A 25061-nucleotide genomic window follows, 5' to 3' on the forward strand; every position below is an offset into this window, starting at 1 on the left:
AGCGCACGGTCCGCGATTGCGCGTCAGCTTTGCTGAGCGTTCCGCTCTTCACCGGTCGCTGTTTTCGAAGGCCCCCATGCCTTGCGCGATCAGATTGGTTGCCATGACAAGCGAAACGATGGCTGCGGAGTTGAAGATCACCACCCACCATTTGCCGCCGGTCAGGAAGCCGTAGCCGTCGGCGACCGCCAGTCCCCAATCGGCTGAGGGAGGCTGGATGCCGAGGCCGAGGAAGCTCAGCGTGGCGATCGAAAAGAAGGCGTAGCCAAGCCTTGTGACCAGCTCGATGAGGATGGTTTCCCTGACATTAGGCAGGATCTCGAGGAACATGATGGAAAGAGCGCTCTCGCCGCCGAGACGAGCGGCGCTGACATAGTCGCGTTCGCGCTGCTCGCGCACGGCGGCACGCACCGTCCGTGCCACCAGCGGGGCATAGGCGATGCCGATCACAAGGATGACGGTGAGGTTCGATGGCCCAAGCGCGACCAGCGCCATGGTGACGAGGACGATGAAGGGAAAGGCCATCAGCGTGTCGAGCAGCCTGGCGCCGATGGCGTCGATCAGCCCGTCGAAATAGCCGAGCACGAGGCCAAGCACGCTGCCGGCGGCAACGCCGAGCAGTGTTGCTGCCGGCGCGACCAGCAGGATGTCACGCGAGCCGACGACGATGCGCGACAGCACGTCGCGGCCAAGTTGGTCGGTGCCGAACCAGTGCGCGGCATCAGGCGGCGCCAGCATGACGAGGAAATCCTCGGCATAGGGATCGTAGGGCACAAACAGGCTGCCTAACACGGCGCAGCCGACCCAGAACAGCAGGATCAGCGATCCAACGATCACCGAGGGCGGCAGCTGCGAAACAGTCTCGCGGATGCGACTTGCTGCCCGCCAGCGCAGCGTACGGCGCTCCGGCAATTCCATCAGTTCCATCATGGCGAGACACGGCGGCGCTGCCGCGGATCGAGCAAGGCATTCACGAGATCGCCTGCCGCGGCCGACAGCACGAAGATGGTCGCCATGACCAGCACGCCGGCTTCGAGCATCGGGAAATCGCGCGCCTTCGCGGCGTTGAGGACAAGGTTGCCGAGGCCCTGTATGCCGAACAGCGCTTCGATGACCACCAGACCACCCAGCATGTAACCGGTCTGGGTCGCGAGCACGGCGATGGTCGGCGTCAGCGCATTACGCAGCACGTGCCGGATGAGTATCTCGCGACGCTCGAGGCCCTTCAGGACGGCGGTGCGCGTATAGTCGGCGGCCAGCGCCTCGATCACGCCGGCCCGCGTCATGCGGGCGATGTAGCCGGCAAGGTTCAGCACCAGCGGCAGCGCCGGCAGGATCAGGTAATAGCCACTGACCCAGAGCCCGGCGCCATCGGGAGCAGCGCCGGTGATCGGGAACCAGTTCAGCCACAGGCCGAAGACGATGAGCAACAGCAGGCCGGAGACGAAGTCCGGGACAATGCCGAAGGACACGCCGGCGAGTACGATCAGGCGGTCGATAAAGCGGCCCTGGTTGAGACCGGCCACGATGCCGGCGCCGATGCCCAGCGGCAGCAGAAAGACGAGGATAATTCCGGCAAGGGCCGCCGAGCGCTTGAAGCTTTCCAGAACGAAGGGCGCCACCGGCAAACGCAGCGACAGGGAGGTGCCGAAGTCGCCTGACAGCACGCTGCTGAACCAGTGCCAGTATTGCACGAGCACCGGCTGGTCGGCGCCGAGCTGCCTGTTCAGCGCCGCGACGGCCTCGGCATCGGCGAACGGTCCGAGCATGAGGCGGCCGACATCGCCGGGCAGAACCTGCCCGGCGAAGAACACCAGCATGCTGACCAACCACAGCGTGAGCAGAAGCGAGGCTGCCCGCACCGACACAGTGCGGCCGGTCAGCATCGGATTCCGGTGCCCGGAGTGGCTGGACGTCTCGCAATCATGCCTGGGCGAACGTCACGCGGTCGAGCAGCAGATGCGAGATTGCCGTGAAGCGGACGCCCTCGACCTTCGATGAGACGATCCGGCTGTATTGCGAGAAGTAGCTGATGATCAGCGGCGTCTCATCCAGCAGCAAGGTCTGGATCTTGCCCGCGGCAAGGCGTTGCGCCTGAAGGTCGCGGGCCTTGCCGTATTCGAGCAGCAGCCCGTCATAGGCCGGGTTGTTGAAATGCGCGGCGTTCCAGGCGCCCGAACTCTTCAGCGTCGCGTTGAGGAAGATGTCGGGCGTGCCGCGATGTCCGAAATCGGTGATGCCGAGATTGGAATCGAGCCATGGCGACGAGCCGAACTTCGCCGAGCCATAATAGGCGTCCTGCGGCAGCACGTTGAGCTTGATGTCGATGCCGGCCTTCTTGGCGAAGTTCTGGATCAGCACCGCATAGTCGGGAATGTCATAGGCGCGTTCGGTGGTCAGCGTCACCGGGAAGCCGTTCGGCACGCCGGCCTCGCCAAGCAGGCGCTTGGCCTCGGCGATGTCCTGCTTGCGCTGCGGCACCGACGGATCGGCCGAGGGGAAGATCGGCGCAAACGGCGTGTCGTTGCCGACAATGGCGCGGCCCTTGAGCAAGCCCTTGACCACCGCCTCGCGATCGATGGTGAGCGCCAGTGCGCGGCGGATGCGCTTGTCGGTGAACGGCGCCTGGTCGGTCCGCAGATGCACCTCGTCATGCGAGCTTGCCTGCACGCTGAGCAGCTTGAAGTTGGGATTGCCCTCGATCGCCAATTCCAGCCGGGTCGTGCTCGGGATGACGTCGAGCTGGCCGGCCTGCAGCGCCAGCACCTGCGCCTGCTCGTCGTCGAAGAACTTGATTTCGACGCGGTCGGGCAGCGCCTTGTCGCCCCAATAGTCAGGGTTGCGCACGAAGCTGGCGCCCTGCTTGGGGCGGAAGGATTCGAGCTTGAACGGGCCGGTGCCGTTGAAATTCTTCTCGAAATCGCCGGCATAGTCGGCCGGCAGGATGACGGCATTGTAGACGTCGGAGGAGACATAGAAGGGGAAGTTGCTGTTGGGCCCGTCGAGGTCGAAGGCGACTGTCTGGTCGTCGACGACCTTGGCGCCGCCCTTGGACAGGATGCCCTTATAGGCAGACAAAGCGGACGAACCGCTGGCCGGATCGACCAGCCGCTCGAAGCTCGCCACTACATCCTTGGCGGTGACGGTGCGGCCGTCGTGGAATTTCACGCCCGGCCGCAATTTGAAGGTCCAGCGGCTGGCGGTCTCGTCGGCCTCCCACGACAGAGCGAGCTTGGGCTGCAGACCGTCCTTGGGATCGTCGAGGATGAGATATTCGCCGACCTGGCTGATGACGCCGATGCTGGCCGGATCGGTGATGGAGACGGGATCGATCGCCTTGGTCGGCTGTCCGAGCCCAACGCGGACCGTGCCGCCGGCGCCGGCAGCGCGCGCCGTGCCGAAACCAGCAAGTCCCTGCGAGGCGGCAAAGCCGGTGAGGCCGATCAAGGCTGCGTATTTCAGCAGATCGCGGCGCTTGAGGAAGCCGGCCTGGTGCTCATCGACGGCGACGTTCCAGATGTCGCCGGACAGATTGCGAAGCGTATCGATGTCGTTGCGTTTGGTCATTTTGAAACCCCTGTCTGAAATGACTGTTGAATGGCTTAAGCGACTGGTTCGCCGTCGAGATGGATGCGGTCGACGGCTTGCGGGTAAAAGGCGATGAGGCCCCTGATCTTGGGCATTTCGGCAATGGGATCGCGGTAGCTCCAGGCGACATCGGGGCTTACCGAGCCGTCGGCGCGCCGGCCCGACCAGTAGGAGGCGATGCCCTTGTAGGGACAGCGCGTCGTGCTGTCCGAAGCGGTCAGCCGGTCGAGCCTGACATCGTCCGGGTGCAGGTAGAAACGCGTCGGTAGATGCGTTTCGAACAGCAGCACCGGGCGATGGCTGTCGGCGATCAGTTCGCCGTCGAACCAGATCTGGACGTGACTTGAACTCTGCAGCACATCGATGCGTGCGTATGGATCGCGGGCGTGGACGAAGACTTCTTCCTCCTCCTCGAACCATTGGTCGACCGCTTTCCAGGTGAAGGCGATGCGGCCGGCCAGTGGCGACAGGTTTTCATCCGGCGGCGCGACAAACGACCAGGCCGCATTGGGAGAAGCTTTCGATCCCGTCTCCAGGTCCCAATAGGTGGTTTCGCCGCCGACTGGATGCGGCTGGCGATGCTCGGACGGCTTCAAGAGCGAGCGGTCCACCGAGGAGGCCGGGAAGAAATAGATCGGCAGAAAATGGTTGGAGCGCAGCACCAGGACGTTGCGGCTGTCGGCGATGGTGCGGCCGGCGAATTTGACCCGAATGCGCTTGGGGCTGTGCAGAACATTGATGAGCTGCGGAGCCGTGGCGTCGCGGGGCTGAAGTTTTGGCGCTGCGGTCATATCAGTTGCCCCAAGTCAGGATACGGCGCGCACATTGTCGCGCTGTTCGGCGAAGCGGTTGGCCGGCCGAGCCAGGCCGAAACGATCACGCAGCGTCCCCGGCGCATATTCGGTGGGGAATACGCCGCGGCGCTGCAGTTCCGGCACGACCTGCTCGGCAAAATTCATCCAATCCTCCGGGAGCAGCGGGAACATCAGGTTGAAGCCGTCGGCGGCACCTGCCTCGAACCAGTCCTGCAGCTGATCGGCGATCTGGTTCGGTGTGCCGACGACGGTCGGCACCGAACCGCTGTTGGCGAGCTTGCGAGCGATCTCGCGCAGAGTGAGGTTCTGCTTCGACCATTCCTTGACGCGATTGAGCGAGGTGCGGCCGCCATTGAAGGTGCTCTCGTCCGGCAGCGGCGGCAGCGGGCCGTCCGGCGGATATACGGAGAGATCGACGCCGCTCCAGCTCGAGAGAAGGTCGATGCCGACCCGATCGGGAAGCAAGCTCTGCAGATACTCCTGCCGCTCGCGTCCCTCCGCTTCGGAAGCTGCGACGATCGGCAGGATGCCCGGCAGGATCTTGAAGCTCTCGGGCTTGCGGCCGTAACGGGCGAGGCGCTCGTTGATGTCCTGCCTATATTTGATGCCGTCTTCCTTGGTGCTGTAGATGGCAAAGTGCGCATCGGCATGCGCGGTAGCGAAATTCTTGCCGTCTTCGGACGAGCCGGCCTGGACGATCAGCGGATGGCCCTGCGGCGGGCGCGAGACATTGAGCGGTCCGCGCACCTTGAAGTGCGGGCCCTTGTGGTTGATCGCATGGACCTTGTCGGGATCGGCGAAATAGCCCGATGCCTTGTCGATAAGCAGGGCTTCGTCTTCCCAGCTGTCCCACAGTGCCTTGACGATATCGAGGAATTCGGTGGCGCGCTCATAGCGAAAGGCGTGCTCGATATTGCCGTCGCGGCCGAAATTGCGGGCCTCCTCGTCCATGGCCGACGTCACCACATTCCAAGACGACCTGCCCTTGCTGATATGGTCGAGCGAGGCAAACATGCGGGCGACATTGTAGGGCTCGCTGTAGGAGCTCGAGGCGGTGGTGATGAGGCCGATATGCCTGGTCACGCCGGCAAGCGCCGACAACAGCGTCAGCGGTTCCAGGCGGGCATTGGCGTAATGGGCTACGCCGCTCTGTGCGGAATCCCAGATCGCGACATGGTCGGCGACGAAGATCGTATCGATCCTGGCGCGCTCGGCAGACTGGACGAGATCGCGGTAGAAGTCGAAGTCGAGCACTTCGCGGCCGGGCGCGCGCGGATGGCGCCATGACATACGATGATCGCCCTGCGGGTTGAAGAAAAACGCGCTGAGGATCATGTGGTCGCGTGCCATGTCGGCCTCCTTGCAGAACTGCTCCAAGGGACCGTCGCGACGCCTCGACCGGCTGCGACAATCTCTCCTGAGCGATGAAAGGTAGATTGCGCTCCAGCTTAATTCGAGTAATTTTATAGAGATTGTGCGGCGCGAAAGCGGAAGCGATTGCCCTCGAAGACCGCGCCGAAAGAAAGTGGTTTCAGCAAGACATGTCGTCATCGGTTCTGAACGTCGAGCAGCTCACCGTCGCCTATGATGAACGCCGGGGATCGCATCCGGCCGTCAACGGCGTGTCGCTCACCATCGGCGAAGGCGAAGCGCTCGGCCTTGTCGGCGAGTCCGGCTCGGGCAAAAGCTCGGTGGCACTCGCTATTCTGCGCTATCTGCCGAATAACGCCCGGATCGCCGCGTCGGCGCTCGAGTTCCAGGGCCGCGAGATCCGCAATCTCTCCGGCGAACAGCTGCGCCGGCTAAGGGGCGATCGCATCGCGGCCGTCTACCAGCATCCGGGTGCGGCGCTCAATCCGGCCATGACGATTGGCCGGCAGATCACCGAGACGATCATGCGGCATCGCCCGGTTCGGCAGGACGAAGCACGCACCCGCGCCGCCGAGCTGCTCGGCCGCGTCAGGGTGAGCAATCCGGAGCGGGTGCTCGATCTCTATCCGCACGAATTGTCGGGCGGCATGCAGCAGCGCGCCAACATCGCGATTGCCATTGCGCTCGACCCGTCGCTGCTGGTGCTGGATGAGCCGACGACGGCGCTTGACGCCAGCGTCCAGTCCGAGATCGTCGCCATCCTGCAGGACTTGCGCCGCGATCACCAAACCAGCGTTCTGCTGATCAGCCATGACATCAACATGGTCCGCCGGGCCTGCGATCGGGTGGCCGTGATGCAGTCGGGGACGGTGGTCGAAAGCGGCATCGCCAACGATGTCTTCGAGAACCCTGTTCACGCCTACACCAAGGCGCTGATCGCCTCGATCCCGGCGCTCAACTTCACCAAGCGCGACGGCAGGCTGGCCGAGATGCACACAACCGGCCCGTCGAAGCCTGTCCGCAGCGATCAACCGGAAGCCGCACGTCCGATCGCCGTCGCCTGCAAAGGCATCAGCCACGCCTTCGGCTCCCAGGCCGTCCTGCACGATATCGACCTGGAGATAGCCCAGGGCGAGACGTTCGGGCTGATCGGCGAATCCGGCTCCGGCAAGTCGACATTGGCAAGGATCGTGACTGGCCTCCAGACGCCGGACGCTGGGTCGGTCGAGCTGTTCGGCAGCACTGTCGCGCCGCGCGTCGAGAAAAGAAGCCTGAGCGAACGGCGCGACGTGCAGATGGTGTTCCAGTCACCCGACCGCACGCTCAATCCGCGCCAGCGGATCGGCAGGATCCTCGGCCGTCCGCTGCGGCGGCTCGCCGGCTTTAGCCGCAGCGAGGTGAAGCAGCGTGTCGGCGATCTCCTGGCCTCGGTTCGTCTTGCCGCTACGACCGTCGACCAGAAGCCGAGATCGCTGTCTGGTGGCCAGCGCCAACGGGCGGCGATTGCGCGCGCCTTTGCCGGCGTGCCGAAGCTCGTGGTGTTGGACGAGCCGACCTCTGCGCTCGACGTTTCCGTGCAGGCGACCGTGCTCAATTTGCTCAACGACCTGCAGCGCGACAAGGACACCACCTATCTGTTCATCAGCCACGACCTCAGGGTGGTGCGCTATATGGCCGACAGGATCGGCGTGCTCTATCGCGGCCGGCTGGTCGAGACGGGATCATCCGAGCAGATTTTCCGTGGCCCCAACCACCCCTACACGAAGCTGCTTCTGGCCGCGTCCTCGGATGAGACGGCGCCGAGGGCTCCGGCTCAGCTCCACGTCGCGGCACACGATGCCGAGACCTCCGGATGCTCCTTTGCCGCCCGCTGTCCTGTCGCGCTGCCCGATTGCCGAAAGGCGCAACCACCCGTCAGGCAGGCCGGCGACGGTCATCTGATCGCCTGCTGGAGAGACGCAAGCAGTCTCTGATTGCGAAGCGGGCAACTGACAAGCCTTCTTTCGAGGAGATGTCCCCCGGCCGATGCGGCCGGAGGACAGGCTTGGGAGGCGCCTGACGTCGGCTGGAAATTTCCGGCGATGGTTTTGACCAGCGTCGATTTGCCGGCGCCATTGTCGCCCGTCAGGCCGAGAACCTGGCCCTCATTGATGTCGAGCGAGACATTGTCCAGCGCGCGAACGGCACCGAAATCCTTCACGATATGTTCGAGACGCGCTAGAACCGTCATCGCATCTTCCCATGCGAATTTGTAAGTTTCTGATACAAATCATCGTTTGAAACTTGGGTCAATGGGCTTGGAGATGCTGAAGATTTATTGCAATGCACCCAACCTTGGGTCTTTCAAACCGCCTAGAAATTCTATTAGTATGTCGAGCAAACAAATTGTGGAGAACGACGTGCTGGTGTCGACCGATCTTCGGCCGAACGAAACGCGGGCACTTGCGGCGCTGTTTCGTGCCGGCGCGTCGAGCCGGGCAGCGCTCGCACGCGATCTCGGCCTGACCCGGTCGACCACCGGCGCCCTGGTGCTGGGGCTGACCGAAGCCGGTCTGGCGCGCGAGCGGTCGGATGGAGCGGATGACGAGCAGGATAGCGAGGGTCGGGTCGGCCGTCCCGGTATCCTGGTCGAGATCGACGGCAATGGCGGCTTCTTCCTTGGCGCTTATATCGGCGTCAACTGGATCGCAGTCGTGACTGTCGACCTTGCCGGCGCGCGGCGTGCGAGCGCCTCTAGGGCATTTGCCGGCCCCGGTAGCACGCCCGAAGCCGCGGTCGACATCATCGGGGAACTCGTCGCCGAGATCCGCTCACAATTGCCTGCGGGCACGCGCCCCTACGGGCTCAATGTCGCCGTGCCCGGCTTCCCCGCCGCCGACGGGATTTCATACCATGCCACCATCCTTGGCTGGCACGGGGTCAATCTGGCGGAGCTTTTGCGCACTGCCTTTGGCGCGGACTTTCCAATCCTCTTGGAAAACGATGCCAATGCCGTGGCGGTGGCCGAGACATACCGGGCGCAGCCGGGCAAGGACCATGAGGATGCTCTGGTCATCCTGATCGAGAACGGCGTTGGCGGCGGCATCATCAATGCCGGCAGGCTGCATCGCGGCCGGCTCGGCGGCGCCGGCGAAATCGGGCATCTGCGCATCGGCGACGAAGGTTTTGTCTTCGACGCGAAGCGCCCGGGCCGACTGGAATCCTATGTCGGCAAGGATGCTTTACTGGCTCGCTATTTGCACATAAGCGGACTGCGCGCCGGCGTGGATGAGTTTGTCGCAGCGCTGGCCGGCGGCGATCCGGCAGCCGTTGCCACCGCGCGCGACTGGGCGCTCTGGTTCGGCCGCGGCCTGGCGACACTTGCCTGCACCTTGCAGCCGGAGCGCATCATCCTCTCCGGCTCCGTCAATGCTGTCTATCCCTTTGTCGCCGAGCAGGTGGAAGCTTTCTTGCTGGAGTTCCTGGCTGAAGGTTACCCCGTTCCTACGGTCGAACTGTCGCGCGTCGGGGCCGACGGTCCGGCATTGGGCGCTGCCTGTCTGCTGCATCAGGCAGCTTTGTCGGGCGATCCGCAATTTCAACTTCGCGGCCTCGCCGCGCGCTAATCAGGAGAGATTCCATGCCTCGCAAAGACGAAAAGCGGCTGCGTGTCGGCGTGCTCGGCTGCGGTCCGATTGCCCAGGCGGCGCATTTCGAATCCTGCACCAAGGCACGCAATACCGATCTCTATGCCATCTGCGATGTCGCCGACGATCTGCGCGACAGGATGGCGGCGACCTACGCGCCTGAAAAATCCTATGCCGACTACGGCCTGATGCTGGCCGATCCCGATCTCGATGCCGTCATCATCGCGACATCGGACATTTTTCACGTCAAGGCCGCGGAACTGGCGCTCGATGCCGGCAAGCATGTGCTTTGCGAAAAGCCGCTGGGCGTTTCGGTCGAGGAGGTCGAAGGCTTGCGGGCCACGCTCGACAAGAGCGGCAAGGTGCTCCAGGTCGGCCATATGAAGCGCTTCGATCCCGGCATCCAGGCGGCAAAGGCTTTCGTCGACGACGAAATGGGCGAGCGGCTGGCGTTCAAAGGCTGGTACTGCGACAGCACCCACCGCTACCCGATGACCGATGCGGTGCAACCGCTGATCATCACCAGCGCCAAGGCGCGCAAGCCTGCCGTCAATCCCAAGGCGGATCTGCGCCAATACTACATGCTGGCGCATGGCAGCCATCTCCTCGATACGGCGCGCCATCTGCACAGGCCGATCGAGGCGGTCGAGGCCCGGCTCACCGAGCGCTATGGCGCCTATTGCTGGTTCATCACCACCATCTTCGCCGACGGCACGATCGGCCATCTCGACCTGACGGTCGCCGTGCGCATGGACTGGCACGAAGGGTTCCAGATCTATGGCCAGAACGGCAGCGTTCTCGCGAAGACGTATAACCCCTGGTACTACAAGAGCAGCGAGGTCGACATTTTCCGCGAGGCCGATGGCAGTTGGCATCGCACGCTTGGCGCGGATGGCCACTTCTATCGCCGGCAGCTCGAAGGCTTTGCCGATGTCGTGCTGAATGGCGCGCCCATGATCGGCGCCAGCATCGAGGACGGCATCGCCTCGGTCAGGGGCATGGCGGCCATCGCCCGCTCGGCCGCTGCCGGCGGCCGCGCCGTCCGTCTGGCCGATGTCGACGGGGTGGTGTGATGCAGCTTGGGATTTTCGCCAAGACCTTCGCCACCACCGGCGCCTTGCCGGTGCTGCGCGCGGTCGCGGACGGCGGCTACACGGCGGCGCAGTTCAACATGGCGTGCCTTGGACTGCCGTCGATGCCGGACAGCATTGAGCTCGGCGCGGCCCGGTCCGTCGCTGAGGCGAGCGGCGAGGCCGGCGTTTCGATCGCGGCGGTTTCGGGAACCTACAACATGATCCACCCGGATCGCACGGTTCGCATCCAGGGACTCGCCCGGCTTGAGGTACTGGCCGCGTCATGCGCCGATATGGGCACCCGTCTGATCACGCTGTGCACCGGCACAAGGGATGCGCAGGATCAGTGGCGCTGGCATCCCGACAATGCAAGCGAGGCGGCATGGAGCGATCTGCGGACGGAGATGGAAGCGGCGATCGCGATTGCCGAGCGCTTCGACATCGAGCTTGGCATCGAACCGGAACTGGCCAATGTCCTCTCCAGCGCCCGGGCCGCACGCCGCCTGCTGGACGAAATGAACAGCACGCGGCTGCGCATCGTGCTCGATCCGGCCAATCTGTTCGAAGTGGCCGACAGCGCGGAGCGTCATCGCCTCATCGACGAAGCCATCGATCTGCTGGCCGCCGAGATCGGCATGGCCCATGCCAAGGACCGCCATGCCGATGGCAGTTTTGCCGCAGCCGGAAAGGGCGTGGTCGACTTCCCGCATTTCATCGGCCGCCTGAAGGCTGCCGGGTTCGACGGCCCCCTGATCACGCATGGCCTGACAGAGGCCGAGGCGCCCGGCGTCGGCGCGTTCCTGCGCAATGTCCTGGAAGCGAGCGACGACACGTGAAAAAGACCTTCAGCCGAGATGGCGTCGACCTTGCCTACCGGGAGGTCGGCACGGGCCTTCCCGTCATCTTCCAGCATGGGCTGGGCGGCGATGAGGCGCAGGTGGCCGACGTGTTTCCCGATCTGCCGGTGACGCGGCGCGTGACGCTCGAATGCCGTGGCCAGGGTGGATCCGGCTACGGGCCGGTCGAGCGGCTTTCGATCGCGACGTTTGCCGAGGACGTCGATGCACTGGCCGACGATCTCGGCCTAGGCCCGGCCGTCGTCGGCGGCATCTCGATGGGCGCGGCGCTGGCGCTTCGCCTGGCGGTGCACAGGCCGGCGCGGGTGCGGGCGCTGGTGCTCGCCCGGCCTGCGTGGGTATCCCAGGCTGCACCGGCCAATATGAGGCCCTATGCCGTGGTCGGCGATCTCTTGATGCGGCATTCGCCCCAAGACGCAAGGCGTCTGTTCGATGACAGCGCTGTTGCCGGCGAACTGGCCAGATTGGCGCCGGACAATCTCGCCAGCCTGCAAGGCTTCTTCACTCGCCCGGACCCGGTTCTGTTCGGCAGGCTGCTTTCGGCGATCGCCGGCGATGGTCCCGGCGTGAGCGAGGCGGACATCCGCGCTATCGCGGTGCCGACTCTTGTCATCGGCCATGACCATGACCTCGTCCATCGACTGGACGACGCACAGACGCTGGCCGGACTCATTCCGTCGGCCCGGCTTTGCACCATCACAGCCAAATCGCAGGATCGCGCCGCCTACCGGCTGGAATTCCGCGCCTGTCTTTCGGAATTCCTGGAACCGCTCGCATGACCGACAAAACGACGGATGAGACCATCGCCGTGGTCGAGATCGGCGGCACGTCGGTCAAGGTTGGCTTTGCCGATCGCGGCCACCCGGTGGATTTCGCCCGCACCTACCCGACCGCGCAACTGCGCAAGGGCGCGCCTGTGGCGGGGTTGGCCGATGCGGTCACCGCAGCCTGCCGCGATGCCGGGCTCAAACCTGCACGGGTCGTTGCGACGGTGCCTGGGTTCATCGACCGCGACTTCGACACGGTGCTGCACACGGCCAACATTCCCGAACTGAACGGCATCCGGCTGGGTACGGAACTGGCATCGCGGCTCCGCGTTCCCGTGCGGCTCGAACGCGACGTCGTGCTGCAATTGCTCGGTGAAAGCGTCGCCGGCGCAGTGAAGCGGCAAAAGGAAGTGCTGGCGGTCTATCTCGGCACCGGCATCGGTGCGGCCTATCTCGGCAAGGACGGCATTTTCAGGGGCGGCGGCTGGGCGCTGGAAATCGGCCATATGCCGATCTACCGGCCTGACGAAAGCGGACCGCCAAACCGCGTCGAGACCTACGCCTCAGGGGCAACGCTTGTCGACCTTGCCGCGGACTACGATATCCCGGTTGCCGAGCTGTTTTCGGCAACCGGGCAGCCGCCGTCGCTGCGCGAATGGCTCGATGAGATCGTCTGGCAGCAGGCGGTGACCATCGCAACGGCAGCCGCTTTGTTTTCCCCGCAGACGATCCTGATCGGTGGCGGCATTGTCGACATGAAGTCCTATCCCCGCCAGGCGCTCAAGCAGCGCATCGCGGAGAGCCTGCCGCATTCGCTTGTTGTAGAGCCTCTGGACATACGCTGGGCGGCCCTGGGCTGGCAGGCGGCGATCCACGGCGCGGTGCTGCTCGGTACGGTATGATCGCCGTGGTTGCTGTCGGCGAAGGATTACTTGATCGTCTTCCCGTCCGCCCCAAACCGGTATGTCTTACCCGGCTCCGGCGTTGCATACAGCGTCGCACCTGGCTCGGCGTCGTAGACACCGAAAATGCGGACCGTGATCAGCCCGGCCTTTTCGCAGTCGAGATAGAGGTTGGTGTCGGCGCCGAGATGTTCGGCATGCACCACCGTTCCCTTCCACGCGCCGGACCTTGGATCCACGGTCAGATGCTCCGGCCGCACGCCGATCGTCTTGGCCGTCTCGCCCAATCTGGCGCCGTCGATGAAATTCATCTTCGGCGAGCCGATAAAGCCGGCGACGAACTCGTTTGCCGGCGAATTGTAGAGCTCCATCGGGCCGCCGATCTGCTCGATCTGGCCGGCGTTGAGCACGACGATCTTGTCGGCCAGCGTCATCGCCTCGACCTGGTCGTGGGTGACGTAGATCATCGTCGCCTTCAGCCGGCGATGCAGCTGCGCGATCTCGAGCCGCGTGTTGACGCGAAGCGCTGCGTCGAGGTTCGACAAGGGCTCATCGAAGAGGAACAGTTTTGGCTCGCGCACCACGGCGCGGCCGATGGCGACGCGCTGGCGCTGGCCGCCCGACAGCTCCGCCGGCCGCCGCTCGAGATACGGTTCCAGCGACAGCATCGACGAGGCGACGCCGACGCGGCGTTCGATCTCCGGGGCGGGCGTGCCGGCCTGCTTGAGGCCGAGGCCCATATTGTTCTTCACCGTCAGATGCGGGTAGAGCGCGTATGTCTGGAACACCATGGCGATGCCGCGTTTTGCCGGGGGCGTGGCCGAGACATCGGCGCCGTCGATCACCACCCTGCCGGAGGTCGAATCCTCCAGCCCGGCGATGACCCTGAGCAAGGTTGACTTGCCGCAGCCAGATGGGCCGACGAAGACGACGAATTCGCCGTCGGTCACTTCGAGGTTGATGCCTTTCAGCACCTCGACCGGCCCGAAGGCCTTCTTCACATTCTCGATTACCAGCGAGCCCACGGCTTCGTCCTTGTTCTAGAGTTTGCCCTACTAGAGCTTAACTGGGGCGCCGCTGCGCACGCTCTCATCGGCGGCAAGGCAGACGGCGAGCGATTTCACCGCGTCGTCCATGTGGCGGGTCAGGTCAATGTCTTCCCGGATCGCCTTCAGCACGAAGGCCTGTTCGAGGTCACAGAGGTCCTGGTGGCCGGGTTCGCCTTCCATGGACAGCATCTCGTCCGGCCTGGCGAACTTGCCGTCCGCGCCGGTCGCAGCGCTGTGCAGGCGGATGGTCGAGGTCTTGGTGTGGGTGTCGATGTCGTCCGACTTCACACCTTCCTTCATGACGATCGACACGCAGCCATTGGGCGACATCACGTCCTTCACGAAGAACGCCGTTTCCGAAATCATCGGTCCCCAGGCAGCTTCGTACCAGCCGACCGAGCCGTCGTCGAACAGCACCTGGAGATGGCCGTAATTGTACATGGTCGGCGCGATTTCCTCGGTCAGCCGCAGCCCCATGCCGCGCACCTCAACCGGCTTGGCGTCGGTGATCTGCAGCATCACGTCGAGATAGTGCACGCCGCAATCGACGATTGGCGAGGTCGTCTGCATCAGTTGCTTATGCGTCTGCCAGGTCGGGCCTGACGATTGCTGGTTGAGGTTCATGCGAAACACGTAAGGGCCGCCGAGCTTGCGCGCCTCGGCGATCAGCCTGACCCAGGACGGGTGGTGGCGCAGGATGTAGCCGATCACCAATTTTCGGCCGTTGGCCTTGGCCGCGGCGACGACGCGCTTGGCGTCCGCCACCGTCGTTGCGAGCGGCTTCTCGACGAAGACGTGGCAGCCGGCCTCGAATGCCTTCACCGCATAGTCGGCATGGCTGTCGGAATAGGTGGCGATGCAGGCGACATCCGGCTTTTCATCGCGCAACGCGTCGTCGAAGGAACGACGGATGTCATAGCCCGACAGTCCTTCCGGCAATGGCACGTCGGAGCGGTTGATGAGTGCTGCGATCTCGAAACCCGGATTTGTGTGGTAGGCCAGCGCATGGCTGCGGCCCATATTGCCGAGGCCTGCGACGACGACGCGAAGGGGCGATTTAGAGGTCACCTAACTACTCCAGATGTTCCAGTTGTTCCTTCTGAGAGGGTGTCACCCCACCCGGCGCTTCGCGCCGACCTCCCCATCGAGGGGAGGTAGGACGTTGGCGCGAACACCCTCACTGCCAAAGAAGCTTCTCCGAAAGTCGCCCTTTGGCGGTCGTGAATGAAGCCACGACCTTTTACCTCCCCTTGATGGGGAGGTCGGCGCGCAGCGCCGGGTGGAGTGAAGGCTCCAGCAGAGATTTGTAGGGCTCCGCTCACTTGACGGCTCCGGATGTGATGCCGCGGATCAGCTGCCGCGAGAAGATGACGTAGAGGGTCAGCACCGGCATGATCGCCAGCGAGAGTGCGGCCAGGATGGCGTTCCAGTTGGTGACGAACTGGCCGAGGAAGAGCTGCGCGCCGAGCGTCACCGTCTTGGTCTCTTCCGACGGCGCCAGGATCAGTGGGAACCACAGATCGTTCCAGATCGGGATCATGGTGAAGACGGCGACCGTCGCCATCGAGGGCCGCACCAGCGGCAGCACCAGCCGGAAGAAGATGGTGTATTCCGACAGGCCGTCGATGCGGCCGGCATTCTTCAGATCGTCGGACACCTGCTTCATGAATTCCGACAGGATGAAGACGGCCAGCGGCAGCCCCTGCGCGGTGTAGACCAGGATCAGCGCCGTCAGCGTGTTGACCAGCCCGCTCGCCACCATCAATTGCAGGATGGCGACGGTGCCGAGCCGGATCGGGATCATGATGCCGAGCGCGAGGTAAAGCCCCATTAGCGTGTTGCCGCGGAAGCGGTATTCCGAGAGCGCGAACGCCGCCATCGCGCCGAGCAGAAGCACGAAGAACAGCGAGGCGACGGTGACGACCAGGCTGTTCTGGAAATAATGGATGAAGTCGCCCTGGCCGATCACCGTGGTGTAGCCGATCAGGTCGAAGGTTTTTGGCGCCGGCGGCGTCAGCGGTTCGCTGAAGATGCCGGCGCGTGACTTGAACGAATTCATGATGACCAGGATCACCGGAAACAGCGCGATCGCCGTGTAGGTCAGCAGGATCGCGTGGGCGCCGATGGTGCGGGGCAGCGAACGAGTGGCGGTGCTCATTGGAAGGTCTCCTGACGAGCCAAGGCAGGCGAGGTTGCCGCCAAGGCACCCCCCTCTGTCCTGCCGGACATCTCCCCCGCAAGGGGGGAGATCAGATGCCGCGACTGCTTTCGCCAATCGCCAACGTTGCAAGACGAGCGGCAAGGCCAGAGCTGCCAATCTCCCCACTTGCGGGGGAGATGGCCGGCAGGCCAGAGGGGGGTGTTCAAGCTCGACATCTCGCCCCTCTAAAACTGGTAGCGACGCAGGCGCGTCTGGACGAGGAAGAGGTAGACGCAGACGCCGCCGAGGATGATCAGGAACATCATCGTGGCGATCGCCGCGCCCATATTGGGATCGCCGGTCTGCAACTGAAAGCCGAAGAAGGCGCGGTAGAGGAAAGTGCCCAGAATATCGGTCGAATAGTTCGGGCCGGCGAGCGCCCCTTGCGCGGTGTAGATCAGGTCGAAGGCGTTGAAATTGCCAACGAAGGTCAGGATCGAGATGATGCCGATCGAGGGCAGGATCAGCGGCAGCTTGATCTTCCAGAACTGCGACATGCCGGTGATGCCGTCACACTCGGCCGCCTCGATCACCTCTTCGGGGATCGACAGCAGCGCCGCATAGATCAGCATCATCGGAATGCCGACGAACTGCCAGACCGAGATCAGGCTGAGCGCGGTCAGGGCATATTGTTCTTTGCCGAGCCACGGCGTGAACAGGCTTTTCAGGCCGACCAGGTCCATCAGATGCGGCGCCACGCCCCATAACGGCGACAGGATCAGTTTCCAGGCGAAGCCGACGATGACGAAGGACAGGATGGTCGGCACGAAGATCGCGGTGCGGTAGAAGGCGGCGAATCTCAGCCTCGGGCTGGACAGCAATGCCGCTAGCATGACACCGATCGGGTTCTGCACCACCATGTGGATGATGAAGAACCAGGTATTGTTCCGCAGCGCGTTCCAGAAGCCGACCGACCAGTTGGGGTCGCCGAACAACGTACGGAAATTAGTGAAACCGACGAACACCTGATGCTGATCGACATTGCGGAACAGCGACAGCTGCAGCGTGCCGGCGAGCGGCAGGATCATGATCGCCGTATAGACCAGCAGCGCCGGCGCCAGGAAGACGCCGATATGCCAGCGGAACGGTCGTTTCGGTCGTGTTTGTGCGGCCATGAGTGCGGTCCCCGCCGAGGTTTAGCAATGCCTTCGACGGCAGCGCTGCCGCTCACCCTTACCCTCTCCCCGTGAAGGACGGGGAGAGGGGCGCCTGCGTTTCGGCTGATCCTTCTCCCCGTCACTATACGGGGAGAAGGTGCCGGCAGGCGGATGAGGGGCGGCGCCGTCGTTCGCAGTCGATGATGCTATCGAAAAACGCAGGGCCGTCCACTTGGGGCCCTGTCTGTCTCTGAGCTTACTTGCCCGGCTTGTACCAGCTGTCGAGGCCGTCCTGCAGCTTCTTGGCGGCAGCTTCCGGCGTGTCGGTGCCGTTGATGACGTTGGCCGATTCAACCCAGGTTTCGTTCTCGAGGTTCGGCGTGCCGCGCGACAGGATCTGGTAGGTCGAGCGGATCGTCGACTTGCACTTGTCGCGCCAGGAGACGAATTCCTGCGCCAGCGGGTCTTCCATCTTCACCGGGGTGGAATTCAGGCTGAAGAAGCCCGGCAAAGCGTTGGCGTAGATGGTGGCGAAGTCCGGCGAGGCGACCCAGGACAGAAAGGTCTTGGCCGCGTCGGCATTCTTCGACGCCGCATTCAGGCCCATGCCGATATCGGTATGGTCGGAGATGTAGCAGGTGTCGCCGGCCTTCTCGACCGGCGGCGGGAAGGCGCCCATCTTGAACTGCGCCTGGGTGTTGAACAGGCCGATCTCCCACGATCCCGCCGGGTAGATGGCGGCGCGGCCAAGCGTGAACAGGTTCTGGCTGTCCGGATAGGTCTGGGCCTCGAAGCCGTCGCCGAGATAAGGCTTCCACTTGGCCAGTTCCTCATAGGGAGCAACCCAGTCCTTGTCGGTCAGCTTCTGGTCGCCCTTGATCAGCGCTGCGCGGCCCTCTTCGCCCTTCCAGTAGTTCGGACCGATGTTCTGATAGCCCATGGTCGCGGCTTCCCAGAGGTCCTTGGTGCCCATGGCCATCGGGATGTAGGTGCCGTCGGCCTTGATCTTGTCGAGCGCGGCGAAGAACTCGTCACGCGTCGTCGGCACCTTGAGGCCGAGCTTGTCGAAGGCGTCCTTGTTGTAGATGAAGCCGTGAATGACCGAGGCCATCGGCACGCAGAAGCTCGCCTTGCCGTCGTCGGTCTGCCAGGCGGCCTTGGCAACGGGCGAAAAGTTTTCCATGCCGGGCAGCGCCGACAGGTCGGCAAGGTTGCCCTTCTTGAACAGTTCGAGCGATTTGTCGAACGGGCGGCAGGTGATCAGGTCGCCAGCCGAGCCGGCGGCGAGCTTGGCGCCGAGTGCGGCGTCATACTCGGTCGGCGCCGACGGTGCGAACACCACTTTGATGCCCGGGTTCTTGGCCTCAAAGGCCGGGATCAGCTTGTCCTTCCAGATGGCAAGGTCGTCGCCGCGCCAGCTTTCGATATTGAGCGTTACGTCATCGGCGTGAGCCAACCCGGCGGTGCCGAGAATGCTGGTGCCGAGAAGCAGTGCCGTCAGTAATTTCGTTGTCATGCTAGTCTCCCTGTTGACCTTTTTCAGGTTCGGTTTTGAGAACAGGGGCCTTCACGCCCTTGTTCCCCTCGATCGCGGAAAGGGCTGGCCGCAGCTTCTGGCCGGTCCCTTCCAGTATCTTCTCGGCCGCAACGGCGTTGGCAGCGCCGGCGGCGAGCAGAATGGCTGTCTTGACGACGCCGCCGCTCGCTTCGAGCAGCCGCACGGCGTCTTGCCGGTCGCGGCCGCTGATAGCGGCGACGATGCGAGCCGCGCGGTCGCGCAGCTTGATGTTGTCGGCGGTGAGATTGACCATGTAGCCGTCATGGACATGGCCGAGATGAATGGCGGTAAGCGTCGACAGCATGTTGAGCGCGATCTTCTGGGCAGTGCCGGCGCCCATGCGCGTCGAGCCGGCAATCACCTCCGGTGGCGTCTCGAGCAGGATGGCGACGTCGGCCAGCCTGAGCAGGGGCGTGTCCTTGTTGTTGGCAATGGCGATGGTTGCCGCGCCCCGGCTGCGCGCATCCTTCAGCGCCTGCACCGCATAAGGCGTCGAGCCGCTGGCCGAAATGGCGATCAGGCAGTCGCCCTTGCCGATGCCGGCGCCGGCAATTGCCGTCGAGGCTTCGTCGGTGTCGTCTTCCGGTCCGCCGGCCAGGGTCTTGAAAGCGTCGTCGCCACCGGCGATGAGGATGGCGATGCGTTCGCGCTTGATGCCGAAGGTGCCGGGCAACTCCAGCGCGTCGGCCAGCGCCATCAGGCCGGAGCTGCCGGCCGCAGCATAGGCGAGCTTGCCGCCGCCGTTCAGCCGCCCGGCGATGATTTCGGCTGCGGCGGCGATGGCGGGAATGGCGTCGCGCACAGCCTTGGCGGCCTCGATCTGCGCATTGACCAAAGAAGAAAGGATGGCGTCCGGGGCCTGGATGTCCAGTCCCTCGGCATTGCTGTGAAGCGCTTCGGTGCGCGGTTCGGTCATCCCTGTCCCTCCGATGGAAGAACAATACCAAAAAAATACCACTTGTCCACACGCATTAACGAAATTGCGAACTGGAAATCGTTGAGCCGGCAAAATTCCCGGGTTTTTCAACCTGATGCGCCTTAATCTTTTTGAAACGGAAATTAATCCCTTGGCTATTGGTATTTTATTGGTATTATCCGCCCGGAGGAGACATCGCGTGAAATTCGTGCTCGGTATCGACGGCGGCGGCACCAGCTGCAGGGCAGCCCTTGCGACAGGCGATGGCGTTGTCATTGGCCGTGCCAAAAGCGGCGCCGCCAACATCCGCACCGATCTCACCGGCGCTCGCACCCACATCGTCGAGGCTGCTCGCCAGGCCTTCATCGCCGCCGGGCAAGATCCGGACCTGATCCCGCAGACACCAGCCATTCTCGGCCTTGCCGGCGCCAATGTCGGCACCTATCGCCAGCAGCTTGAAGCGATCCTGCCGTTCAGCATCAGCCGCGTCGAGACGGACGCCGAGATCGCGCTCGAAGGGGCAGTCGGCTCTGGTGACGGCGCCATGGCCATCCTCGGCACCGGCACCGCCTATATGGCGCGCAAGGGCGGCACGTCGCGCGCCATCGGCGGCTGGGGCTTTCAGGTCGGTGATCAAGGCAGCGGCGCCCGGATCGGCCGCGACCTGCTGGAGCAGACGCTGCTCGCCCATGACGGCGTCCGGCCGCGCTCAGCCCTGACCGACAGCATGATGGCCATTTTCCGCAACAATCCCGAAGACGTGGTCGAGTTCACCACCAATGCCAAGCCCGGCGATTTCGGCGGCTTCGCGCCCAAGGTTTTCGAGCATGCCGAGAAGGGCGACAGCGTCGCCAACTGGATCGTGGACAAGTCGGTTGCCGATGTCGAGGCGTCGCTCCACGCGCTCGACCTCTCTGATGACGCCCCGCTCTGCCTGCTCGGCGGGCTGGCGCCGCTCTATGGGCCGCGCCTTTCCCAGCGCTACCAGGCGCTGCTGAAAGCGCCGCTCGACGATGCCCTGGGCGGCGCCGTGCAGATGGCGGCCCGCATCTTCGTCAAAGCGGAGGCGACGCGATGAGCGATGCCGCCGACCAGATCTTCGCCACGCTGAGGCAGTCGTCGCAGAGCGGCGCCCCGCTCTACCTGCAGCTCAGGAAAAGCATCGAGGACGCCGTCAATCGCGGCCTGATCGGGCCGGGCGATGCGCTGCCTTCCGAGCGCGACATCGCCACCAAGGCCGACATTTCGCGCGTCACCGTCCGCAAGGCGGTGCAGGACCTAGTCAAGGGCGGCATCCTCGTGCAGCGCCACGGCTCCGGCACCTTCGTGGCGCCGCGCATGGAGCGCGTCGAGCAGTCGCTGTCCAGGCTCACTTCATTCACCGAGGACATGGCAAGGCGCGGCATGGCGGTGCGTTCAGCCTGGCTCGACCGCGACCTCTACCCGCCCTCGCCCGACGAGATGATGGTGCTCGGCCTGTCCTCGAACGAGCTGGTGGCGCGCGTGGCGCGCCTGCGCATCGCAAACGACACGCCGCTGGCCATCGAGCGCGCCTCGTTGTCGGCCAGCGTGCTGCCGGATCCGGCCGGGATAGGCTCGTCACTCTATGCGGCGCTGCAACTGACCGGCAACCGGCCGGTGCGGGCGGTGCAGCGCATTTCCGCCGCCAATCTCGGCGACGCCGATGCGCGTCTGCTCGAAGTGCCATCCGGCATTGCCGGCCTGCACATCGAACGCATTTCCTATCTCGCGAGCGGCAAGGTGATCGAGTTCACCCGCTCCATCTACCGCGGCGACGCCTATGATTTCGTCGCCGAACTGCGCCTGACAGGGCCGAGCGAAGAGGGCCGACCATGATCCCCAAGACCACCCATATGCGGCGCGAGATCGACGAAATTCCGCAAGCCGTCGCGCGTCTGCTCGATGGCTCGGCGGCGGTGCTGACCGAGGCCGGACGCGGCATTCGCGAGCGCGATCCGAGCTTCGTCGTTACCGTCGCGCGCGGTTCGTCCGACCATGCCGCCACCTTCATGAAATATGCCGTCGAACTGACCGCCGGCCTGGCCGTCGCTTCGGTCGGTCCATCGGTCGCCTCGATCTACGGCGCCAAGCTCAAGCTCGCCGGTTCGGCTTGCCTCGCCATCTCGCAATCCGGCAAAAGCCCTGATATCGTCGCCATGGCCGAGACGGCACGAGCCGGCGGTGCGCTCACCGTCGCCATCACCAACACCGCCGATTCGCCGCTGGCGCGGGCTTCGGATTTTGCCATCGACATTCTGGCCGGCCCCGAGCGCAGCGTCGCGGCGACCAAGACATTCGTCAATTCGGCGGTCGCCGGCCTGGCGCTGATGGCGCATTGCACCGGCGACGACAGACTGCTGGCCGCCCTTGCCCGCCTGCCCGAGCATTTCAGCAAGGCGATCGCCTGCGACTGGATGGCGCTGGCCGGCGCATTGGAGACGCCGCAATCGCTGTTCATCCTAGGACGTGGCCCGTCGGCGGCGATGGCCAACGAGGCGGCGCTGAAATTCAAGGAGACCTGCGGCATGCATGCAGAGGCCTATAGCGCCGCCGAAGTCATGCACGGCCCGCTGGCCCTGGTCGGGCCAGGCTTCCCGGTGCTGGCGCTCGCCGCCCGCGATGCCTCCGAGCCGTCCGTGGCAGAGGCTGCCGACAACCTTGCCGGCAAGGGTGCAGCCGTTTTTGTAACCTCGGACAAAGCCAAGAGCGCGGCGCGGCTGCCGCATGTCGCCACCGGTCATCCCTTGACTGACCCGCTGACGCTGATCGTCTCCTTCTACGGCTTCGTCGAAGCCTTCGCCCGCCATCGCGGCCTCGATCCGGATGTACCGCGCAATCTGCGCAAGGTGACGGAAACCGTATGAGCGACCGTTTTGCCCTGACTGGCGCCCGAATTTTCGATGGCGACGACTGGCATGACAACGCCGCCCTTGTCGTGCACGGCGATGTGGTCGAAGGCATTCATCCCGTCGGCGCCATTCCGTCGGGCGTTGCCCGCATCGACGCCGGGGGCGGCATGCTGGTGCCGGGTTTTGTCGACCTGCAGGTCAATGGCGGCGGCGGCGTCATGCTCAACGACCATCCCGATGTCGCCTCGCTGGCAACAATCTGCCGGGCGCATGCGCCGTTCGGCACGACCGCACTGCTGCCGACGCTGATCACAGATACGCCTGACATCACCGCCGCGGCCATTGCCGCCGGCACCGGGGCGGCACGGCAAAAACTGCCGGGATTTCTCGGCCTGCATCTCGAAGGGCCGCATCTCTCCGTCGCCCGCAAGGGCGCGCATGAACCGGCGCTGATCCGGCCGATGACGGATGCGGATGAAGCGGCGCTGGTCGCGGCACGCAAAAACCTGCCGGTGCTGCTGACGACGATAGCGCCTGAATCCGTCGAGCCTGCCCGCGTTGCGGCCTTGGCCAAGGCCGGTGTGATTGTCAGCCTCGGCCATTCCGACACCGGCTACGCCACGGCCAGAGCCTTTGCCGATGCCGGCGCCAGCGTGGTCACACATCTGTTCAACGCCATGAGCCAGATCGGCAACCGTGAGCCGGGGCTGGCGGGTGCGGCCATCGACATAGGCAGTCTGTCGGCCGGGATCATCGCCGACGGCATCCATGTCGATCCCGCCACCATGGCAATCGCGCTGCGCGCCAAGCAGGGGCCGGGCAGGATCGTGCTGGTCACCGACGCCATGGCGACGATCGGCACCGACATGACATCGTTCACCCTCAACGGCCGCATCATCTATCGCAAGGATGGCAGTCTGCGGCTGGCCGACGGCACGCTGGCCGGCGCCGATCTCGATATGATCTCGGCGGTTCGCTACGTCCACCGGATCGTCGGGCTGGACCTGTCGGAAGCGTTGCGCATGGCCTCGCTCTATCCGGCGCAGGCGGTCCGCCAGGCCCACCGGATCGGCCGCTTCGCCAATGGCACGGCTGCCGATATCGTCGCTCTGTCGGACGCCCTCGACGTCACCGGCGTCTGGATCGGCGGCGACAAGGTTTTTGCAGGCGCGGGAAGTTCGCGCTAAAGTCCACTTATGCATGATGTCGACTGCGTTGTCGCTGGCGCCGGTGTTGTCGGCCTCGCCATTGCCCGCGCGCTGGCGCTGTCGGGCCGCGAGGTGCTGGTGGTCGAGAAGGCCGCAGCCATCGGCACGGGCACCAGTTCGCGCAATTCGGAAGTCATCCATGCCGGGCTTCATTATACGCCGGGCAGCCTGAAGGCCCGTCTCTGCGTCAACGGCCGCGAGCGTCTCTATGCCTATTGCCGCGAGCACGACGTCGCCCATCATCGCACCGGCAAACTGATCGTTGCCGTCGAACCCGACCAGTTGGACAAACTGCAGGCGATCCAGATCAACGCGGCGCAATGCGGAGTCGGTGACCTCAAGCTTTTGACGCGCGCAGAGGCCGAAAGCCTGGAACCGGCGCTGAGCTGCGCCGGCGCGCTGCTGTCGCCGTCAACCGGCATCGTCGACAGCCAGGCGCTGATGCTGTCATTGCGTGGAGACGCGGAAGCGGCCGGCGCATCTTTCGCCTTGCTCACCGTTGTCTCAGGCGCGAGCATCGAAGCGGACGGCATCCGGATCGACACGCGCGACGCCGATGGCGAGGGTTTCACCTTGAAGACCGGCGCCTTCATCAACGCCGCCGGCCTCGACGCGCAGGCGCTCGCCGGCCGCATCGAAGGCCTCCCGCAAGACCGTGTTCCGCCGCTGTGGCTGGCGCGCGGCAATTATTTCGCGCTTTCCGGTCGCTCGCCCTTTTCGCGGCTGATCTATCCGGTGCCGGTCCATGGCGGCCTCGGCGTGCATCTGACCCTCGACATGTCGGGGAGCGCGCGCTTTGGCCCGGATGTCGAATGGATCGATCGCGTCGACTATACCGTCGATCCCGCACGAGGCGCTGCCTTCTACGACGAAATCAGGCGCTACTGGTCCGGCCTGGCGGACGGCGCCCTGCAACCGGCATATGCCGGCGTCAGGCCGAAACTGTCCGGTCCGGGCCAGCCGGCCGCCGACTTCGTCATCCGGGGACCGGCTGACCACGGGGGCGGTCAGATCGTCAATCTGTTCGGCATCGAGNCATCGAGAGCCCTGGCCTTACCGCCAGCCTCGCCATCGCAGAACATGTCGTTGGGCTTTTATATCCGCAATGACGGACGTTTCCTGAAACGTCGGGCAGGCGCATACCATGAAACCTTTTGATATGGA

21 protein-coding genes and 2 pseudogenes are annotated in these 25061 nt (G+C 64.4%); 11 read left to right on the forward strand and 12 right to left on the reverse strand.

The window, feature by feature from the left end:
* Positions 1-48: 48 nt before the first annotated feature.
* From X728_RS156385 to X728_RS156365, 5 genes are read right to left on the reverse strand one after another with little or no spacing between them, the layout of a single operon-like run.
* Positions 49-930, reverse strand: a complete 882-nt coding sequence (locus X728_RS156385; RefSeq protein WP_023831214.1) for an ABC transporter permease — start codon at positions 928-930, stop codon at positions 49-51.
* Complete coding sequence (locus tag X728_RS156380; protein ID WP_031195253.1) at positions 927-1886, reverse strand: ABC transporter permease; 960 nt, start codon at positions 1884-1886, stop codon at positions 927-929. The genes X728_RS156385 and X728_RS156380 overlap by 4 nt, the downstream gene beginning before the upstream one ends.
* Positions 1887-1923: 37 nt before the next feature.
* Positions 1924-3567: an ABC transporter substrate-binding protein gene (locus X728_RS156375; RefSeq protein ID WP_023738076.1), complete on the reverse strand. Its 1644-nt coding sequence runs from the start codon at positions 3565-3567 to the stop codon at positions 1924-1926.
* A 35-nt stretch (positions 3568-3602) separates the two neighbouring features.
* Positions 3603-4379 carry a DUF427 domain-containing protein gene (locus tag X728_RS156370; RefSeq protein ID WP_023831215.1) on the reverse strand — a complete coding sequence of 259 codons (777 nt, stop codon included), beginning with the start codon at positions 4377-4379 and terminating at the stop codon, positions 3603-3605.
* Between the two features lie 15 nt (positions 4380-4394).
* On the reverse strand, positions 4395-5753 hold the full coding sequence (locus X728_RS156365) for an LLM class flavin-dependent oxidoreductase (RefSeq protein ID WP_023831216.1): 1359 nt from the start codon (positions 5751-5753) through the stop codon (positions 4395-4397).
* 191 nt (positions 5754-5944) lie between these two features.
* Between X728_RS156365 and X728_RS156360 the strand changes: the two genes are divergently transcribed.
* Positions 5945-7747, forward strand: coding sequence for an ABC transporter ATP-binding protein (locus X728_RS156360; RefSeq protein WP_023703592.1), 1803 nt, complete (start codon positions 5945-5947; stop codon positions 7745-7747).
* Between the two features lie 77 nt (positions 7748-7824).
* Here the strand turns inward: X728_RS156360 and X728_RS1000000168635 are convergent.
* Positions 7825-8004, reverse strand: a pseudogene (locus tag X728_RS1000000168635) (ATP-binding cassette domain-containing protein); the annotation flags it as partial.
* 139 nt (positions 8005-8143) lie between these two features.
* Between X728_RS1000000168635 and X728_RS156350 the strand changes: the two are divergent.
* Genes X728_RS156350 through X728_RS156330 form a run of 5 tightly spaced genes read left to right on the forward strand, consistent with a single transcriptional unit; the run spans position 8144 to position 12999 of the window.
* On the forward strand, positions 8144-9379 hold the full coding sequence (locus X728_RS156350; protein WP_023668835.1) for an ROK family transcriptional regulator: 1236 nt from the start codon (positions 8144-8146) through the stop codon (positions 9377-9379).
* A 14-nt stretch (positions 9380-9393) separates the two neighbouring features.
* Positions 9394-10473, forward strand: a complete 1080-nt coding sequence (locus X728_RS156345) for a Gfo/Idh/MocA family oxidoreductase (protein ID WP_023668836.1) — start codon at positions 9394-9396, stop codon at positions 10471-10473.
* A complete protein-coding gene (locus tag X728_RS156340) occupies positions 10473-11309 on the forward strand; it encodes a sugar phosphate isomerase/epimerase (RefSeq protein ID WP_023831217.1) in 837 nt (278 codons plus the stop codon). Before X728_RS156345 ends, X728_RS156340 begins: the two co-directional genes overlap by 1 nt.
* Positions 11306-12109, forward strand: coding sequence for an alpha/beta hydrolase (locus X728_RS156335; protein WP_023831218.1), 804 nt, complete (start codon positions 11306-11308; stop codon positions 12107-12109). Before X728_RS156340 ends, X728_RS156335 begins: the two co-directional genes overlap by 4 nt.
* Positions 12106-12999, forward strand: coding sequence for an ROK family protein (locus tag X728_RS156330; RefSeq protein ID WP_023831219.1), 894 nt, complete (start codon positions 12106-12108; stop codon positions 12997-12999). The genes X728_RS156335 and X728_RS156330 overlap by 4 nt, the downstream gene beginning before the upstream one ends.
* A gap of 26 nt (positions 13000-13025) precedes the next feature.
* Here the strand turns inward: X728_RS156330 and X728_RS156325 are convergent, their stop codons facing one another.
* The 6 genes from X728_RS156325 to X728_RS156300 form a co-directional block, all read right to left on the reverse strand.
* Positions 13026-14024, reverse strand: coding sequence for an ABC transporter ATP-binding protein (locus X728_RS156325; RefSeq protein WP_023831220.1), 999 nt, complete (start codon positions 14022-14024; stop codon positions 13026-13028).
* Positions 14025-14054: 30 nt separating this feature from the next.
* Positions 14055-15116, reverse strand: a complete 1062-nt coding sequence (locus X728_RS156320) for a Gfo/Idh/MocA family oxidoreductase (RefSeq protein ID WP_023831221.1) — start codon at positions 15114-15116, stop codon at positions 14055-14057.
* Between the two features lie 250 nt (positions 15117-15366).
* A complete protein-coding gene (locus X728_RS156315; protein WP_023831222.1) occupies positions 15367-16206 on the reverse strand; it encodes a carbohydrate ABC transporter permease in 840 nt (279 codons plus the stop codon).
* 227 nt (positions 16207-16433) lie between these two features.
* A complete protein-coding gene (locus X728_RS156310; RefSeq protein ID WP_023696936.1) occupies positions 16434-17363 on the reverse strand; it encodes a sugar ABC transporter permease in 930 nt (309 codons plus the stop codon).
* A 238-nt stretch (positions 17364-17601) separates the two neighbouring features.
* The gene (locus X728_RS156305; protein WP_023668844.1) at positions 17602-18861 is read right to left on the reverse strand and encodes an ABC transporter substrate-binding protein; all 1260 of its coding nucleotides are present in this window, start codon (positions 18859-18861) and stop codon (positions 17602-17604) included.
* Position 18862: 1 nt separating this feature from the next.
* Positions 18863-19819 carry an N-acetylmuramic acid 6-phosphate etherase gene (locus X728_RS156300; protein WP_023729668.1) on the reverse strand — a complete coding sequence of 319 codons (957 nt, stop codon included), beginning with the start codon at positions 19817-19819 and terminating at the stop codon, positions 18863-18865.
* A 199-nt stretch (positions 19820-20018) separates the two neighbouring features.
* Here X728_RS156300 and X728_RS156295 point away from each other — a divergent pair, with 199 nt between their 5' ends.
* The 5 genes and pseudogenes from X728_RS156295 to X728_RS01000000166570 all read left to right on the forward strand — a co-directional run bounded on the left by X728_RS156295 (position 20019) and on the right by X728_RS01000000166570 (position 25006).
* The gene (locus X728_RS156295) at positions 20019-20897 is read left to right on the forward strand and encodes an N-acetylglucosamine kinase (protein ID WP_023668846.1); all 879 of its coding nucleotides are present in this window, start codon (positions 20019-20021) and stop codon (positions 20895-20897) included.
* Complete coding sequence (locus tag X728_RS156290; protein WP_023668847.1) at positions 20894-21676, forward strand: GntR family transcriptional regulator; 783 nt, start codon at positions 20894-20896, stop codon at positions 21674-21676. The genes X728_RS156295 and X728_RS156290 overlap by 4 nt, the downstream gene beginning before the upstream one ends.
* Positions 21673-22704 carry an SIS domain-containing protein gene (locus tag X728_RS156285; RefSeq protein ID WP_023684262.1) on the forward strand — a complete coding sequence of 344 codons (1032 nt, stop codon included), beginning with the start codon at positions 21673-21675 and terminating at the stop codon, positions 22702-22704. The genes X728_RS156290 and X728_RS156285 overlap by 4 nt, the downstream gene beginning before the upstream one ends.
* Positions 22701-23876: an N-acetylglucosamine-6-phosphate deacetylase gene (gene nagA / locus X728_RS156280; protein ID WP_023831223.1), complete on the forward strand. Its 1176-nt coding sequence runs from the start codon at positions 22701-22703 to the stop codon at positions 23874-23876. The genes X728_RS156285 and nagA overlap by 4 nt, the downstream gene beginning before the upstream one ends.
* A 9-nt stretch (positions 23877-23885) precedes the next feature.
* A pseudogene (locus tag X728_RS01000000166570) lies at positions 23886-25006 on the forward strand (NAD(P)/FAD-dependent oxidoreductase).
* Positions 25007-25061 lie beyond the last annotated feature (55 nt).

Source organism: Mesorhizobium sp. L103C119B0 (assembly GCF_000502235.1).
Lineage (GTDB): Bacteria > Pseudomonadota > Alphaproteobacteria > Rhizobiales > Rhizobiaceae > Mesorhizobium.

Bases quoted from the DNA above. Each gene is read 5' to 3' on its own strand.
- X728_RS156380 (WP_031195253.1), bottom strand. From the start codon at position 1,886: ATGCTGACCGGCCGCACTGTGTCGGTGCGGGCAGCCTCGCTTCTGCTC.
- nagA (WP_023831223.1), top strand. From the start codon at position 22,701: ATGAGCGACCGTTTTGCCCTGACTGGCGCCCGAATTTTCGATGGCGAC.
- X728_RS156345 (WP_023668836.1), top strand. From the start codon at position 9,394: ATGCCTCGCAAAGACGAAAAGCGGCTGCGTGTCGGCGTGCTCGGCTGC.
- X728_RS156340 (WP_023831217.1), top strand. From the start codon at position 10,473: ATGCAGCTTGGGATTTTCGCCAAGACCTTCGCCACCACCGGCGCCTTG.
- X728_RS156310 (WP_023696936.1), bottom strand. From the start codon at position 17,363: ATGGCCGCACAAACACGACCGAAACGACCGTTCCGCTGGCATATCGGC.
- X728_RS156290 (WP_023668847.1), top strand. From the start codon at position 20,894: ATGAGCGATGCCGCCGACCAGATCTTCGCCACGCTGAGGCAGTCGTCG.
- X728_RS156315 (WP_023831222.1), bottom strand. From the start codon at position 16,206: ATGAGCACCGCCACTCGTTCGCTGCCCCGCACCATCGGCGCCCACGCG.
- X728_RS156375 (WP_023738076.1), bottom strand. From the start codon at position 3,567: ATGACCAAACGCAACGACATCGATACGCTTCGCAATCTGTCCGGCGAC.
- X728_RS156360 (WP_023703592.1), top strand. From the start codon at position 5,945: ATGTCGTCATCGGTTCTGAACGTCGAGCAGCTCACCGTCGCCTATGAT.
- X728_RS156365 (WP_023831216.1), bottom strand. From the start codon at position 5,753: ATGGCACGCGACCACATGATCCTCAGCGCGTTTTTCTTCAACCCGCAG.
- X728_RS156300 (WP_023729668.1), bottom strand. From the start codon at position 19,819: ATGACCGAACCGCGCACCGAAGCGCTTCACAGCAATGCCGAGGGACTG.
- X728_RS156350 (WP_023668835.1), top strand. From the start codon at position 8,144: ATGTCGAGCAAACAAATTGTGGAGAACGACGTGCTGGTGTCGACCGAT.
- X728_RS156285 (WP_023684262.1), top strand. From the start codon at position 21,673: ATGATCCCCAAGACCACCCATATGCGGCGCGAGATCGACGAAATTCCG.
- X728_RS156305 (WP_023668844.1), bottom strand. From the start codon at position 18,861: ATGACAACGAAATTACTGACGGCACTGCTTCTCGGCACCAGCATTCTC.
- X728_RS156330 (WP_023831219.1), top strand. From the start codon at position 12,106: ATGACCGACAAAACGACGGATGAGACCATCGCCGTGGTCGAGATCGGC.
- X728_RS156370 (WP_023831215.1), bottom strand. From the start codon at position 4,379: ATGACCGCAGCGCCAAAACTTCAGCCCCGCGACGCCACGGCTCCGCAG.
- X728_RS156385 (WP_023831214.1), bottom strand. From the start codon at position 930: ATGATGGAACTGATGGAATTGCCGGAGCGCCGTACGCTGCGCTGGCGG.